This is a genomic window from Streptomyces sp. NPDC041205 (assembly GCF_055591765.1).
In genome coordinates, this window is record NZ_JBVIZH010000003.1 from 788,152 (window position 1) to 803,697 (window position 15,546).

General features: G+C 72.5%; 12 protein-coding genes and 1 pseudogene. 8 read left to right on the forward strand and 5 right to left on the reverse strand.

Annotated features, from left to right (window positions below):
• Positions 1-28 precede the first annotated feature (28 nt).
• A complete protein-coding gene (locus ACZ6BG_RS17790; protein ID WP_469002088.1) occupies positions 29-1,312 on the reverse strand; it encodes a serine hydrolase domain-containing protein in 1,284 nt (427 codons plus the stop codon).
• 233 nt (positions 1,313-1,545) lie between these two features.
• Here ACZ6BG_RS17790 and ACZ6BG_RS17795 point away from each other — a divergent pair, with 233 nt between their 5' ends.
• The 5 genes from ACZ6BG_RS17795 to ACZ6BG_RS17815 all read left to right on the forward strand — a co-directional run bounded on the left by ACZ6BG_RS17795 (position 1,546) and on the right by ACZ6BG_RS17815 (position 8,048).
• Complete coding sequence (locus tag ACZ6BG_RS17795) at positions 1,546-2,346, forward strand: SAM-dependent methyltransferase (RefSeq protein ID WP_469002090.1); 801 nt, start codon at positions 1,546-1,548, stop codon at positions 2,344-2,346.
• A gap of 101 nt (positions 2,347-2,447) precedes the next feature.
• Positions 2,448-3,665, forward strand: coding sequence for an FAD-dependent monooxygenase (locus ACZ6BG_RS17800; protein WP_469002092.1), 1,218 nt, complete (start codon positions 2,448-2,450; stop codon positions 3,663-3,665).
• A 72-nt stretch (positions 3,666-3,737) separates the two neighbouring features.
• Positions 3,738-5,171, forward strand: coding sequence for an ATP-binding protein (locus ACZ6BG_RS17805; protein WP_469002095.1), 1,434 nt, complete (start codon positions 3,738-3,740; stop codon positions 5,169-5,171).
• On the forward strand, positions 5,168-6,292 hold the full coding sequence (locus tag ACZ6BG_RS17810) for a tetratricopeptide repeat protein (protein WP_469002097.1): 1,125 nt from the start codon (positions 5,168-5,170) through the stop codon (positions 6,290-6,292). The genes ACZ6BG_RS17805 and ACZ6BG_RS17810 overlap by 4 nt, the downstream gene beginning before the upstream one ends.
• Positions 6,293-6,371: 79 nt before the next feature.
• A complete protein-coding gene (locus ACZ6BG_RS17815; protein ID WP_469002099.1) occupies positions 6,372-8,048 on the forward strand; it encodes a helix-turn-helix domain-containing protein in 1,677 nt (558 codons plus the stop codon).
• 53 nt (positions 8,049-8,101) lie between these two features.
• Here the strand turns inward: ACZ6BG_RS17815 and ACZ6BG_RS17820 are convergent, their stop codons facing one another.
• Positions 8,102-8,272 carry a hydrophobic protein gene (locus ACZ6BG_RS17820; RefSeq protein WP_469002101.1) on the reverse strand — a complete coding sequence of 57 codons (171 nt, stop codon included), beginning with the start codon at positions 8,270-8,272 and terminating at the stop codon, positions 8,102-8,104.
• A 104-nt stretch (positions 8,273-8,376) separates the two neighbouring features.
• Between ACZ6BG_RS17820 and ACZ6BG_RS17825 the strand changes: the two are divergent.
• Positions 8,377-8,712: pseudogene (locus ACZ6BG_RS17825) on the forward strand (FCD domain-containing protein); the annotation flags it as partial.
• Positions 8,713-8,919: 207 nt separating this feature from the next.
• Here the strand turns inward: ACZ6BG_RS17825 and ACZ6BG_RS17830 are convergent.
• Positions 8,920-9,567 carry a hypothetical protein gene (locus ACZ6BG_RS17830; protein WP_469002104.1) on the reverse strand — a complete coding sequence of 216 codons (648 nt, stop codon included), beginning with the start codon at positions 9,565-9,567 and terminating at the stop codon, positions 8,920-8,922.
• 126 nt (positions 9,568-9,693) lie between these two features.
• The gene (locus ACZ6BG_RS17835) at positions 9,694-11,589 is read right to left on the reverse strand and encodes a protein-arginine deiminase family protein (protein WP_469002106.1); all 1,896 of its coding nucleotides are present in this window, start codon (positions 11,587-11,589) and stop codon (positions 9,694-9,696) included.
• Positions 11,590-11,919: 330 nt separating this feature from the next.
• On the opposite strand from ACZ6BG_RS17835, the gene ACZ6BG_RS17840 reads away from it, so the two are divergent.
• A complete protein-coding gene (locus ACZ6BG_RS17840) occupies positions 11,920-13,368 on the forward strand; it encodes an FG-GAP-like repeat-containing protein (protein WP_469002108.1) in 1,449 nt (482 codons plus the stop codon).
• A 170-nt stretch (positions 13,369-13,538) separates the two neighbouring features.
• On the opposite strand, the gene ACZ6BG_RS17845 is transcribed toward ACZ6BG_RS17840, so the two are convergent.
• Complete coding sequence (locus ACZ6BG_RS17845) at positions 13,539-14,114, reverse strand: TetR/AcrR family transcriptional regulator (RefSeq protein ID WP_469002110.1); 576 nt, start codon at positions 14,112-14,114, stop codon at positions 13,539-13,541.
• A gap of 124 nt (positions 14,115-14,238) precedes the next feature.
• On the opposite strand from ACZ6BG_RS17845, the gene ACZ6BG_RS17850 reads away from it, so the two are divergent.
• Positions 14,239-15,222 (forward strand): alpha/beta hydrolase, encoded by a 984-nt coding sequence (locus tag ACZ6BG_RS17850; RefSeq protein WP_469002113.1) that lies wholly within the window; start codon positions 14,239-14,241, stop codon positions 15,220-15,222.
• Positions 15,223-15,546: the final 324 nt, after the last annotated feature.

Below are 15,546 nucleotides of genomic sequence, written 5' to 3' on the forward strand. Positions count from 1 at the left end.
TGTCCGAGGCGTCACCTGTGGGGGTGTCTCACATACGGGTGTCGTCGACCACCGGGACGGCGGGAGCGGCCGGGCCGTGCCGGTCGGCGCCGGTGTCGGCCGAGCGCCGCGACGTGGCCGGGGGCTTGGTGCTGCAGAAGGCGGGTTCGAGGGTGTTGGTCAGGCCCTGCGTCACCGCGGTGTTGTTGGAGGCGTTGCCGAAGACGACGACGGTCTTCTTGCCGTCGCGGGTGGCGAAGGACTGCGTCTGGAAGCCCTGCACGATGCCGCCGTGGCCGTACACCGTGCCGCAGGACAGCTCGATCGCGCGCAGCCCGAGCCCGTAGGAGACCTTGGCCGTGGGCGTGGGCAGGGTGGTCGTCATCTCCTTCACCGAGGCGTCGGAGAGCAGCCCGCCGGAGCGGCCCTTGAGCAGCTTGGTGAGGAACCGGTCCAAGTCGGCCGCGGAGGAGATGACGGCGCCCGCGCTGCCCACCCAGGAGCCGTTCTGCTCGGTGGAGTCCAGGAGCGGCTTGGTGCGGTCGTCGTTGGTGAGGTAGCCGGTGACGTGCTTGCCGGTGATGGTCTTGGAGGGAACCACGTACGAGGTCTTCTTGAGCTTCAGCGGCTCGATGATCTGCTTGCGCAGGGCCTTGGCGTACGAGCCGCCGGTGAGGTGCTCGATCGCCATGCCGAGCAGGACGTAGTTGGTGTTCGAGTACGCGTACTTGCTGCCCGGGGTGAACTGCTTGCCGTGCTTCACCGCCATCGCCACCATGTCGGCGGGCTTGTAGACGGTGTTGCGGATGCGCTCCTCGAACGCCTTGGTGGTCTCCTCGCCCTGCTGCTCGAGCAGGTCGTTGGTGTGGTCGAAGATCCCGGAGCGGTGCTGCATGACCTGGCGTCCGGTCATGTCCCAGCCCTCCGGCAGGGTGCCCGCGGGGAGGTAGTCGCGCAGCGGCTTGTCGAGGTCGATACGGCCCTGCTCGGCGAGGCGCAGCACGAGCACGGACGTGAACATCTTGGTGTTGCTGCCGACGCGGAAACGCCAGTTGGCGTTCATCGGCGTGCCGTCGAGGTCGGCCTTGCCGACCGCGAAGCTCTGCTTGGGGCCGACGTGGTCGCGGATCTCCGCGAACGCGCCCGGCGCGCCCGCGGTGACGGTGCGCTCAAGGGCGGCACGGACGGCCGCGGGATCGGCTGCCGTCGCGTTGCCGCCGGCCGCGGCCTTGTCCCCGGCCGGTTGCGCCACGGCGGTGGTCGCGCCCACCGCCGCGAGCACCACGCCGGTCACCGCCACGGTCGCCGAACGAGCGAACGCATTTCTCACCATAGGAAGTTCCCCACTTGCCTGTCGGGCCCTGGTCCCGGGCCCATGTGATCGAGATCGTAGCGGGCGGCCGCCCAACACCCTCCAACTTTTCACTATGCAAAGTTAACTGATGGCCTTTTGGTGCGGTGAGGTAAGTGAGAACATGCTTCAGCCTGTGCAACTGCGTACTTGGAATCCGGGCTATCCGAACGAACTGAAGACGGCGCGCCGCCTTGCGGCGGGGGAGGACTGACGTGACAGAGGGCGCGTTCCACGCGGACGGCATCAACACGAGCGTTCCGCATCCGGCTCGTATGTACGACTGGTTCCTCGGCGGGAAGGACAACTACCCCGCCGACTGGGCGGCCGCGGAGGAAGTGGTCCAGCTGATGCCCGGCGCCAAGGAGGCAGCGTGGGCCAACCGCGAGTTCATGCACCGAGCCGTGCGCTTCGTCGCCAACCGGGGGGTGCGGCAATTCCTGGACATTGGCACCGGAATCCCCACGGAGCCGAATCTCCACCAGATAGCACAGGACGTCGTCCCGGACGCCGGCGTGGTCTACACCGACAACGACCCCATCGTCCTGCGCCACGCCGAAGCGCTCCTGCGCGGCAGGCCCGAGGGTCGCACCGCCTACGTCCAGGCCGATCTCAAAGACCCCGAGTCGATCATCAGGTACGCCCGCACACACCTCGACTTCGACCGCCCGATCGCCCTGTCACTGATCGCCCTCCTCCACTACGTGACCGACGAGCAGGATCCGCAGCGGATCGTCGACGCCCTCCTGGAACCCCTGGCGCCCGGCAGCTACCTCCTGCTGTCCCACGTCACCCACGAGTTCAACCCCGGCATCTGGGAGCGCATCGACGAGATCTACCGCAGCGGCGGCACCCCGGTACGGGCGAGGTCACGCACCGAGGTGTCCGCTTTCCTCGCCGGGCTCGATCTGTGCGAGCCCGGCGTCGTCGTGGGGCCCAAGTGGCGGCCGGACCCGGCGATGACGGTTCGCGACGAGGAGATGCCGGTTTATGTGGGGGTGGCACGCAAGCCCTGAGAAGGGCGCTATCGATGGCTTCAATTCCGGCATTTAGTAAGATCTCTGACTCCTGGTGCTACTCTCCGTTGCGATTCGGCAATCATGAGCAACGTGTAGAGGTGTGCGTGAAGGTCGTCTGCGTGGGAGGCGGGCCCGCGGGCCTGTACCTCTCCATCCTGCTGAAGCGTCAGGACCCGTCCACCGAGATCACCGTGTATGAACGCAACCCGGAAGGCTCGACCTACGGGTGGGGCGTCACGTACTGGCGGGGGCTGCTCGACAAGCTGCACGCGCACGACCCCGAGTCCGCGCGTGCCGTCGAGGAGCACTCCGTGCGGTGGCACGACGGGGTCGCCCATGTGCGGGACCTGACGACCCGCCACCACGGGGACGAGGGCTTCGGGATCGGTCGGCACCGGCTGCTCCGGATCCTGGCCGAGCGGGCCCGGTCCCTCGGTGTGCGGCTTGAGTTCGCGCACGAGATGGAGGTCGGCGCGCTGCCGTCCGACGCCGATCTCGTCGTCGCGGGCGACGGGCTGCACAGCGCCCTGCGGACCGATGCCGCCGACCACTTCGGCACCGAGGTCCGGGCCGGGCGCAACCACTACACCTGGCTCGGCACCACCAAGGTCTTCGACGCCTTCCACTTCGCCTTCGTGGAGACCGAGCACGGCTGGGTCTGGTGCTACGCCTACGGGTACGGCGCAGAAGGCAGCACCTGCGTCGTCGAGTGCGCCCCCGAGACCTGGACCGGCCTCGGTCTCGACCGCGCGGACGAGGCCGAGGGACTCGCGCTCCTGGAGGAACTCTTCGCCGACCTGCTCGACGGCCACCGCCTCGTCGGCCGCTCCGCCACCGACGGCCGTCCCCAGTGGCTGACCTTCCGCACCCTCACCAACCAGCGCTGGTACCGCGACAACGTCGTCCTGCTCGGCGACGCCGCCCACACCACGCACTACTCCATCGGTGCCGGTACGACCCTCGCCCTGGAGGACGCCATCGCGCTCGCCGACGCGCTGCGCGCGCACCCGGACCTCCCCGACGCCCTCGGCGCGTACGAGCAGGAGCGCAAGTCCGCCCTCCTGCCCGTGCAGAGCGCGGCCCGCTACAGCGCCCAGTGGTACGAGAACCTGCCCCGCTATCTCCAGTTGCCGCCGCACCGCATGTTCGCCCTGCTCGGGCAGCGCCACTCGCCGCTCCTCCCGCACATCCCGCCGCAGCTCTACTACGGCCTCGACAAGGCCGTGGGCCGGCTGACGGCGCTGCGTCGGCTCAAGCGGTGGCTCGGCCCGAAGGTCGCACGGGCAGCGCACGCGCGCGCGTTGGCCCCTCGGTAGGGCCGGCCCCCGGGCACCGCCCTCGCGGGGGCGGGGCCCGGACACCGGAGGCGGCTTCGTAGAGTTGGCGCCATGCCGGTGGAATCCCCCCTGATACAGAGCTTGCGGACAGCCGTCGCCGCGGCGCCCGACGACGTCCCCCTGCGGCTGCACCTGGCCGCGCTGCTCCTGGACGCGGGACACGGCGACGCCGCGGTCGCCGAGACGGCCGTCGCGCTGCAGCGCGCGCCCGGGGACGCGGACGCCCGGCGGTTGATGGCGCGGGCGTTGGGGGTGAATGGGCCTGAGGTTGTGCCCGCGCCGGTGGTCGTGTCAACCGCGGAGGTTGTGCCCGCGCCGGTGGTCGCGACAGTCGCGCAGGTCGCACCCGCGCCGGACATCGCGCCTGCCCCGCACGCAACTCCCGCCCCGCAAGCCCCTCCCGCCCCGCAAGCCCCTCCCGCCCCGCAGGCCGCGCCCCCTCAGGAGACCTCGCCCGCTCAGGAGCCCGACGGCGCGGCGCCCGCCCGCCCGGGCTTCGACTGGAAGGCCGCCCAGGACCAGGTCGGCGACGTGCTCCCGCCCCGGTTCGTCGAGGCGCCGCTGACCGTCGACGGGAGTGGGGACGCCGGGGACGCCGACGCGTGGGACGTGGAGCGGCCAGGATCGGTGCGCCTCGCCGACGTGGGCGGTATGCAGGAGGTCAAGGAGCGTCTGGAGGCCGCGTTCCTCGCGCCGCTGCGCAACCCCGAGCTGCGGCGTGTGTACGGCAAGAGCCTGCGCGGCGGGCTCCTGCTGTACGGGCCGCCCGGCTGCGGCAAGACCTTCATCGCGCGGGCCGTCGCCGGTGAACTCGGCGCCGCGTTCCTGTCGGTGTCGGTCAACGACGTGCTGGACATGTGGATCGGCAACTCCGAGCGCAACATGCACGAGATCTTCCGCACCGCACGCCGCCAGGCCCCCTGCGTGGTCTTCCTCGACGAGCTGGACGCGCTCGGCGGCAAGCGCAGCCGCAGCCAGAGCAGCGGCATGCGCAACACCGTCAACCAGCTCCTGACCGAGCTCGACGGCGTCGACGCGGGCGCCAACGAGGGCGTGTTCGTCCTCGCCGCCACCAACGTGCCCTGGGACGTGGACATCGCGCTGCGCCGCCCGGGCCGCCTCGACCGCACCCTGCTCGTGCTGCCGCCCGACGGCCCGGCCCGCGAGGCGATCCTCCGCTACCACCTGCGGGACCGGCCCATCGAGAACGTCGACCTGGGCAAGCTCGTCAAGGCCACCGACGGCCTGTCCGGCGCCGACCTGGCCCACCTGTGCGAGGCCGCGGCCGAGCGCGCGCTCCTCGACTCGGCGCGCACCGGCACCGTGCGCCTCATCAACATGAAGGACCTGCTCGCCGCCGCGCGGCAGGTCGTGCCGTCCACCGAGCCGTGGTTCGCGTCCGCGCGCAACGTGGCGATGTACGCCAACGACGGCGGTATGTACGACGACCTGGTGGCCCATCTCAAGAAGAAGCGGAAGCTGTGACCACGATCCACCCCGCCGTGGAGCGGGCCGACGCCCTCATCGACCTGGCGCGGTACGACGAGGCGAGCGCGCTGCTCGGCCAGCGCATCGCCGAGGACCCGGCCGACGTCCGCGCCTGGGCCAAGCTCTCCCGCTGCCACCTGGACGCGGGCCGCCCGGACGAGGCGCTCGCGGCGGCCGACGAGGCCCTGAAGCTCGACCCGGAGGACGTGGGCGGGCTCCTCATGCGGTCCTACGCGCTGCGCCGGGTCGGAGGCGCCCGCATGCCCGAGGTCGAGCAGGTCCTGCGCGAGGTGGTCCGCCTCGCGCCGGAGTACTGGCTCGGCCACGCGCTCCTCGCCGACGTCGTGTTCATCACGAACATCGTCAGCCGTGGCCAGGCCAACGGCGGCGAGGTCTCGCGCCAGGACATGGACACCTCGGCGCGCCTCGCCGAAGTGCACGTCCAGGAGGCGCTGCGCCTGGGGCCCGAGGAGGTCTACGGCTACGAGGTCGCGTACAAGATCGCGTCGCTCGCGGGCAACGGCACCGCCGCCGACCAGCTCGACCTCGCCATCCTGAGGCTCGACCCGAACCACCCGCAGGCCCTGGAGCGGCAGACCCGCAAGGCCGCCGACACCCCCGGCGTCAAGGCCGTGGAGGCCGCCGACCTGTACGCCGCCGGGCTCGCCGCCGCGCCGGACTCCGAGGAGCTGCGGCGCGGCCTCGACCACGCCACGTACCGCATGCTGCGCGGCGTGCGCTGGCTCGCGCTGCTGTGCCTCGGCCTCGGCGCCGCGATGATCGACCTGTTCGCCGTCGACGGCGAGACCCAGCGGGAACTGCCCGTCGAACTCGGCCAGCGGCTGTGGTTCCTCGTCCCGATGAGCGCGATCTGGGCCGTCGGCGCCCTGCTGCGCTACCGCCGTCGGCGCACCGGCGTCCAGTTGAACGTGCAGTCGCTGCTCCGGCGCGGCCGCTGGGCCCGTGTCGTGGTCGCCCAGGCGGCCTGGGCCATGCTCTGCACCCTCCTCATCACCCAAGTGCCCTGGACCGACCGGGCCGTGCCGACGGTGCTGTTCTGGGCCGGTCTGGTGCCGACGTTCGCCACGGTGTGGTTCGACCGGAGGAAGACGGGCTGAGCGGGCCCGGGCAGCCCGCGGTGCGCCGCGGACATTGGATACTGGCTGCTGACAGCTCCGCCCATCCAGGAGAAGCGCCGTGAGTGAATTCGAGGCGATCGACGCGCTGCTCGCGGCCGCGCCCGACGCCACCCCGCTGCCCCCCGCCGAGCGGCGCCGGCTGCTGCGCGAAGAGCTCGGCCTGTCGCGGGCGCAGGTCGCCCGCGCCATGGGGGTCAGCTCGTCGACGCTCGCGGCCTGGGAGGCGGGGCGTGATCCCAGCGGGGAACTGCGCGGCCGGTACGTGTACTTCCTGCGGCAGGCCGAGGAGCGGCACGGTCGGCGGGGGGAGGAGAGGAGCGGGGCCTCGGACGACCTGGTCGGGCCTGGCTCCGGACCGGCGGCATCGGAAGCGGCCGCCGCGCCGGAACCGGCTGCCGCAGCGGAAGCCGCCTCGGCACGGACGGCGCCCGCCGACTCCGAAGCCGCCTCGACACAGACCGCGCCCGCCCACTCCGAGGCCGCCGACGACCAGGACGAACTCGCCGAGCCCCGCCCCTGTGTGCTGTGCGGTCAGCCCGCCCGGCATCAGGTGGAGGGCTATCCGCAGCATCTGGACCCCGCCGAGTGTGCCGCTCCCGCAGCGGAGCCTCCGGTCGCCGCCGCTGAGCCCCCGGCCGCCGCGCCGGAGCCCCAGGCCCCCGCCCCCCGGCCGGCCCCCTCCACCGCGCAGCGGCCCACCGGCTCCGCCCCGCAGCGTGTCGTGCGCAGCCCCGGCCGGGGCATGAAGGTCGTCCCCGTGGGGCGGCGCGCGCAGGCCGCTTCCGACGTGCCCGACCTGATCGGGGACGCGGTCGCCGGGGCGCTCGCCGAGCACTCCGGCGATGTGGAGGCGGCCACGGCGGCGCTGGTGAAGCGGGCGATCCCGGACGCCATGGCGCTGCTCGACGAGACCCGCAAGGGCGCCCGTTACGACGTCGTCGCCCACCCCTGGGTCCCCGACATCCTGCGCAAGCAGACGGCCCGCGGCGCCGACCGGATCTGGGAGGGCCGCCCCAAGTGGACCCGCGGCGAACTCCCGCCCGGCGCCCACGAGGTGACCGCGCTCGACATCAACGGTGCCTACCTCTCCGCCCTCAAGACCCATCTGCCGATCGGCCAGCTGGAGCACTCCACCGGCTTCGACCACGACCACCGCCGCGCGGGCGTCCACCTCATCACTCCGCCCGACTGGCACCACGACGACGTACTGCCCAACCCGCTGGGCAACCGCGACGAACCGGGACCCTTGTGGGTCACCGAACCCATCCTGCGGCTGCTCCTTCGCCTGTCGGGCCCGAAGTACGGCCTGTGCGACCCGCCGGAGATCCACGAGTCGTTCACGTCCGGCGCCACCGAGAACCTCCTGGAGAAGTTCCGTGTCGCCCTGAAGGACGCCCGGGACGCGGCGATCGCCGCGCAGGACGAGGTGACGCTGGAGTACGTCAAGGCGATGTACTCGAAGTTCGTCTCGACGATGGGCGAGTCGAACTACAACCGTGAGCTGTACCGCCCCGACTGGATGCACCTCATCCGCTCCCAGGCGTTCTCCAACCTCTGGACGAAGGCGTACAAGGCGCACCGCGCGGGCCTCGCCGTCGTCCGCGCCATGGGTACGGACGAGCTGCACGTCATCGGCGACTGGCGGGCCGTGTTCCCCGAGGGGCGCGGGGTGACCGAGGTGAAGGTCAAGGACACCTACACCGTCGGCACCGCCGAGGAGCCCGCGGCGCGCTGAGTTCGCGCGGCGCGGTGGCTCCGCAGCCGGGGCTCACCAGCCGTCTCCGGTGCTCACCAGCGGTACCACCGCCCCCTGCGTCCGCCGGCCCCGGCCGGGCGGACGATGAAGCCGATCAGCCACGCCACGATCACGACGGCGGCCACCAGCCACAGGAACTTCAAGGCGAAGCCCGCGCCGAACAGCACGAGCGCGATCAGCAGAACCAGCAGCAAAGGAACCATGTCGTTCCACCTCCGCCGCACCGAGTGCCCCTTCCCGGGGCCCCTATGCGGCAGGTGACGGCCGGTCCGGGGCAGTCCCAGACGCTCTTCCCCTCGTTCGGGCGATGGTCCAGGAGGCGCCGCGCCGCACCACACCGGAGTTCCTGGACGATCTCAAGGAGAGCACCGAGGAGCTGAAGCGCCGCGCGGCGGCGCCCCGGTCGGCCTCGGTGCGTCCGTACCGGGCCGCTGACGAGCGCTTCCATCTGCGCATCGCCGCCCAGTGCGACAACCCGCTCCTGGAGACCGCCTACCGCTCCCTCGGCGGCCACGTCCAGCGCTTCCGCCTCTTCACCGAACTCGGCTCCTCCGAGGCCGAGCCCCCCGCGCGTGAACACACCGCGGTATACGAGGCGACGGCGGCGGGCGACGCGGAGGGCGCCGCGAAGAAGACGCGGCGGCACATCGAGAACGCCAAGGCGCGGTCCCCGACGGACCGCCAGGCGATGGCGGAGGCCTGGCGGACCGCCCGGCGGGGGCATGGAGGCCAGACGAGCCGCCAGGCAGGAGGTCCTGGAGGCCAGACGGACCGCCAGGCAGGAGGTCGTGGAGGCCAGACGGACCGCCAGGCAATGGTCACGGAGGCCTGGCCGGTCCGGGCCCGCGGGTCAGTGTCGCCGCACCTCGACGACCTGATCACCATCGGGTACGTCCGTGACCGTCACCGCGGCCGTCGGCACACTGAGCCCCCGCGCCACCGCCGCCGTCAGCCCGGCGAAGTCCCGGCCCGCTGGCACGGGGACCTCCTCGCCCTCGCCGTAGCTCTCGATCGCCTTGGTGAAGTACGCCGGATGCCAGGCCCCGACGGCGCCCCTGACCTCCACGGACGCCACCTCGCGCCCGCCCGCCAGGGCCTTGGCCCGGTCCAGGATCTGGTCCGAACGCAGCTCGCCGGGCACCTGGAACAGGCTCGCGTGCGCGCCGACCGCGCCGCCCGAGCGGAGGTGGACGGTGACGGTCAGACAGCTGGTGACGCTGGGATACAGGAGCGTCCCGCCGGGCGCCGCCTCCTTGACCTGGCCCTCCGTCACCACGGTCGTCACCGCTGGGGCGTTGTGGGCGGTGGCCGAGGCCCGGCGGGCGACCGGCCCGGCACCCTCGGCCGCGTGGGCCGGGACGGTGCCCGCGAGACAGGCCACGGCCGCCGCACCGGCCAGCACGGCCGCCACGGACAGCCGCCGGGTACGCCGGGCCGCCGCGCCGAGAGGCGTGGACCCGGCGGGCGCCTGCGACTTCACATGCTCACGTGGGGACAAGGGAACAACTCCTGGCTGAGAGATCCGCGGCGCCCGGAGCCTGCTGGGCGAACCGCGGAGAGGTGATCGACGACGCGGCCCGCGGCGCACTCGGCCGCGGGCTGCGACCGATCACTCTATGTCCAGCTATGGCGTGCGCCGAGCCCACCACCGTGCCGTCCCGGAGGTGTCCCGGAGCGCGTTCGTCGCACAGTGCACCTCACCGCCGGCCAGGTGCGCCCAGGCGAAGTTCTCCACCCAGTGCACGCGCACCCCGCCCGTGGCCAGCGCCTTCTCGGCCGCCGCGCGGAACAGGTCGCGGCCGCGCAGGCGGGGACCGTGGGGGTCGGGCGCCGCGTAGTCACGGCTGGTCAGGGACAGGCCGTTGGCGATGCTGGGGGAGAGGGCGACCGCGCCCTCGGGGATCTCGGGGTGGACGGTGGCCATGGTGTAGAGCACGGGCAGGCGCACCAGGTCGCGCTCGGTCAGGCCGGTCTGCCGCAGCAGGACGCGGATCTGTCCGTCGATGTGGCCCGCGGCCTTCGCGTTGTCGGCGAGGAACTCGTCGTCGGCCAGGAGCTCGTCGACGGTCGGCTTGTCGGGCATGCTCGTCGCGGCGAACATCCGCTGCCCGCCCTGGCCCGCGCGCTGGGTGCGCCGCAGCAGGTCGAGCGCCTGGCGTGGGTCGGCGACGGCGAGCGTCCAGCCGCGCGCGTTGTCCGCCCGCACCACATGCACCGTCTCGTCCACATGGCCGACGAGCAGCCAGGACGTGTCGATGGTGAGGGACGGCTGCTGGGCCTGCGCCTCGATCATCTTCACGTACGACGCGTCCGGCTGCCGGAGCGGATCGGTGCCGTACAGGACCCGCCCTCGCGGATGCCCCGGAGAGGGCGGCAGGGACTCGAAGTTGCCGGTGGCGTTCTGCAGGTCCATGCCGTCCGGCTCGCGGCCGGGCGTGAACTGCTGCACGACGCCGACGTCCGGCCCCCGGAAGTCACGGAACAGCAGCCGCCCGGACCGGCTGAGGGTCGTCCTGCCGCCGTCGGGCGACATCCACTTCATGGGGCTGCGCAGCAGTACGCGCATGGTGTGCACCCGGCCGCCGGGCGCGGGCACGCTCGCGACGGTGGGCTCCACCATGTCCTGCCGCCAGATGTCGCGCCACCACTGCCGGGTACCTGCCGTGAACGTCACGTCCCGGTCGGCGAGGCCCGCGGCGCGCGCGGCCCGGCGCAGCGAGGAGGCGAACGGCTTCCATTCGCGCGGCCGGTAGCCGGCGCCGACGCCCCCGGGGATGGCGCCGCTGCCGGGGCCCGGCTTCGCCGCGAAGACGCTCCGCGCGCGCTGGAGGTCGTTCTGGAACAGCACGGGCGCCACCTTCAGGCGCACGCGATCGGAACTCTGGTGTCCCTGGCCGCGCACGGTGAGCGTCACGTCGACCTGGCCGTTCCAGCGGCGCGGGTCACGGACGATGTCGCGGCCCTCCAGGGCCAGTTCGACCCCGGCGCGCAACTCGGCGGCGGTGAGGGGGCCGCGCAGGACGCGCAGCTGGCCGTCGCGCCTGACGAAGAGCCGGACGTACGGGCGTTGCGCGGCGGGCACCGTGACCTGGCCCGTGGCGTCGTCGCCCACGGCTGTCGGCGCGATGCGCAGCGGCGCCAGATCGGCCGCGTCGCGCGGCCCGTTGACCTTCTCGTCGGCCGCGTCGTGGCAGGCGGCGAGGCGGGTGTCCACGGCCGGGTCGATCCGGTCGAGGTCGCCGGGGCGCGTCCGGCAGCGCCGCGAGTCGTCGTCGACGTTCGCGAGGAACACCGCGCCGCGCCCCGGCCGCCAGGCGTCCTCCCCGGCCTCGTCGGAGCGGCCTGCGACGTCCACGCGGCCGTCCTGGTTGACGTCGGCGCGCAGGTCCGCGCGCGGGTCGGAGCCGGGTGGCCGGTCGGCTGCGGCCGCCGGTGGTCCGGCCAGGGCGGTGGCGGCGAGCAGGGTGACGGTGACGGCCGTTGTGGTGCGCTGCGTCCGTGATCTCGATGCCTTGGGCACGACGGGCCTCCTCGAGGCGGCGGGTGCGAGCAGGGGTGAGCAGGTACGAGCAAGTGGGGAGGATGTCCGCTTTCCATGCTCGGCGGCGCCGAGGGGCCGTTCATCGTGCCGAGTGCGGAGCCCGCCAGTACATCGATGGGGCTAGCGTGCCGACGCTCCGTCCTCCTGCGGGTGTGGCCCGAGCGCCCCGGCCGTCGTCCCCGCAGGTGCGGCTGTCGGGGGCGGGGCCGAGCGTGGTGGTGAAAGTGCCGTGAAGATCCGCACAACCGTTCCCGCGCGTCACGGGTCTTGGGGGTGCAATCAACTCACTTCCCAGAGGGGGAAACGGACGTGCGCAGCCACATCCGTCGCGCGATCGTGGTCGCCGCGGCGGCCACGACGGTCACGACACTCACCGGAGGGCTGCCGGGCCTCACCGGCACCCAGGCGGCCCAGGCCGCCCCCGCGGGTCCCGCGCCCACCCGGTACGCCGACGACTTCAACGGCGACGGGTACCACGACCTCGCGATCGGCGCCCCGGACGGCGCCGTGAACGTCCCCGGGGCGGACGGCGGCACCACCCGGGCCCTCGGCGCGGGCTACGTCACCGTCTCGTACGGCTCGAAGAACGGCGCCCAGAAGACCGGCCTGAAGGCCGTCACCCAGAACAGCCCCGGTGTGCCGGGAGACGCGCAGGAGGACCAGCGGTTCGGCCGGACGGTCGCGGGCGGCGACTTCAACGCCGACGGCTACGCGGACCTCGCCGTCGCGTCCCGCGCCGAGGTCACGCTGCTCTGGGGCAGCCCCACCGGCCTCAAGGGCGGCACCGCGATGCCCGGCGGCGAGGCCGGACCCGAAATCGGCACGGCCTTGAAGGCCGGTGACTTCACCGGGGACGGCAAGACCGACCTGATCGTCGGCTACTCCACGGCGATCCGCCTGCACAAGGGCCCCTTCAAGGCGGACGGCTCGCCCGCGTCGGCCAAGACCGTGGACGTCGGCGCCTCGTTCAGGTACACCGACGCCCAGAAGCGGCTGGCCGTCGGCCGGATCAACAAGGGCGCCATCGACGACCTCGTGGTCCTCGGCGAGGAGCGCAGGAAGGGCCGGGTGCTGCTCGGCGGCGCGTCCGGGCTGCGCAAGACCGCGGCCACTGTCCGCGGCGGCAACAGCGTCGCGATCGGCGACTTCGACAAGGACGGGTACGGCGACATCGCGGTCGGCGACTCGACGTACGTGAGCGACTCCGAGCGCCACGCGGGCCGCGTCCAGGTGCAGTACGGCTCCTCGGGCGGCGTGGACGAGAACCGCGCCGCCAAGGTGTTCACCGAGGACAGCGCCGGTGTCCCCGGCGGCGTGGAGGCGGGCGACAGCTTCGGCATGGACGTCGCCACGGGCGACCTCAACCGGGACGGCTACGCCGACTTGATCGTCGGCGCCCCCGGCGAGCGGCACGCCACCTGCGAGCACTGCTACATCAGCGGGGGCGGCCTGTACGTGCTCAAGGGCGCCAAGAAGGGCGTGACCGGCACCGGTGCCGTGTTCACCAGCTACAACGCACCCGGCCTGCCCCGGCCCGCGGGCGTCTACCGCATTCCCCAACTGCTCAAGGTCACGGACCTGAACGGGGACAAGCAGCCCGAGATCACCATCCCGGTCCGGGCGAACACCTCGGAGGTCTGGTCGGTCGGAACGAAGAGCGGCAAGATCGCCGGGACCGCGCCCAGCCGCGTCGTGAAGCCGCCGGTGGACTCCGAGGTTCCGTGGCGCGGCGGGGAGTTCGGCGTGCTCGACCGCTGACCGGTCCCGTACCGCTCGTCCCCGCGCGAGGCCCCAGGGGCCCTGTCGCTCGACACTCGTCGGCGACAGGGCCCCTGGGGCGTATTCGGGTCCGGTGCGTGGAGGGTTGGTACGTGGATGTTCGGGGCGTCGATGTCCGGGGCGTCCGGCGGACGTTGCCCGACGGGGCGTCAGTCCGGGCCCGGGCCGTCGGCGAAGTGCGGCAGGATCATGTCGATCAGGGCGTCGACGTCGCTGTCGACCATCGGCGCGCCGGTCATGCCCATACGGTGCAGGAGCACTCCGACGACGACGTCGATGAAGAACAGGACCCGGTTCTCCGGCTCGTCGAGCGCCTCCTGGAGCGCGAGCCGGTACGGGTCCTGCAACCGCGTGGACAGGATCTCCCGCAGGGCCGGGTCGCTGACGGCGTCACTGAACACACCGGCGAACGCGTCGCCGACCCCGGGTTCGCCGATCTTCGCCGCGACCCAGCGGACCATGGAGGTCATGAGCTCGGCCCGGCTGTCGCCCTCGAGCGGCGCCGGGCCGAACGCGTCCAGGAGGCAGTCCACGATCAGCGCGCCCTTCGTCGGCCAGCGCCGGTAGACCGTCGACTTCGCGACCCCCGCCGCGCCGGCGATGCGCTCGACGGTGGCGCGTGCGTAGCCGACCTCCTGGACCGTGCTCAGCGTGGCGGCGAAGACCGCGGCGTTGACGCCGGCGCGCGGGCGGCCCGGCGGCCTGGCGGATGTGGGCGATGTCATACCCGCACTCTATCTCTTTTCGCTACCTTGAGTATCGATACCTGAAGTCGCGAAACTCTCGGGTGCAGACCAGGTGGCGACCATCCTTGGGCGAATCGACCAACTCTGGGCAAGGAGAAGGAACATGAGCGAGATCACTGCCGCGCAGCGCCCGTCGGAGCCGGACTGGCCGACCGTGACGGCCGAGGAGCTGGTCGCCTACCGCGAGGCGGAGAACCGCTTCCGGGCGTCGAGCGCGGCGCGGCCGATCCTGGGGGAGCCGGACCCCGGCGCCACGATCCAGTGGGAGAAGGTGGCGCTGCCCGGGCGTGAACTCCCGGTCCGGGTGTACCGGCCGGTCCCGGGGAGCGACGGCCAAGGCGCCGAGCGGACCGGCCTGCCGCTGGTGCTCCACGTGCACGGGGGCGGGTTCGTGGGGACGGCGGCGCAGTGCGACTGGGTCACCAGCCACGTGGCGGCTCAACTGCCCGCCGTCGTCGTCTCGGTGGAGCACCGCCTTCTCGACCCGGACCATCCCCTCGCGGCCGCCGTCGACGACGGCTGGGACGTGCTTCAGCATGTGCTGCGCGATGCCGCACGCTGGGGCGTCGACCCGGCGCGGACCGCTGTCTTCGGCGAGAGCTGCGGCGCGTTGATCAGTGCCCTGGTGGCGATCCGGGCCGGCCGGGCCGACTTGGGCCTGCGGGCGCAGGTGCTGGTCAACCCCGCGGTCGACGTGACCGGGACGATGTTCGCGTACGCCTCGATCGCCGAGCACGCGCACACTCCGACCCTCGCCCTGCCCCAACTGCGCCTGTTCCAGCGGCTCGCCGTTCCGTCGGGAACCGATCCCCGCGCGCTTTCACCGCTGTACGCCGACGACCTCGGCGGGCTGCCCCCGGCGCTCGTGGTGGTGCCGACCCACGACCCGCTGGCCGATCACGGCCGCCGCTACGCCGAACGGCTGCGAGAGGCCGGGACGTCCGTACGGCTCACCGAACACCCCGAAGCGCCGCACGCGTTCCTGAGTCTGCCGGGCGTGGTCCCGCAGGCCGAGGTCGCGCGGGCGCGGATCCTCGACTTCCTCCGCGCCGGTTTGAGGCGGCCCCCGCGGGACTGCGGTGCGTGAGCGTCCGGGCGCGTTGTGAGATGGGCCACGGTGATCATTTAAGGGCCCGATACGGGCGGGAAACGGGCAGCCCTGTTGACCAAACGGGCACGGCCCACTGCATGGATGCCCGTTCCCAGGAGGGGGGCCCGGCGTCTCGAGGGTGTCGGTGTCAGGTATCGCGGATGCGAACCGGGCGGAGTTGACGCCCAGGTGGCACGGGCGGTGGCTCTTCGCTTAGGCATAGTTACGGGGTGTTCGGCGCGCGCGACAACGTATCTTACGCAGGAGTAAGGAAGTGTGGTCGCGCCGCCGATAGTCACAAAAGGTCAGGGTGGTACGGGC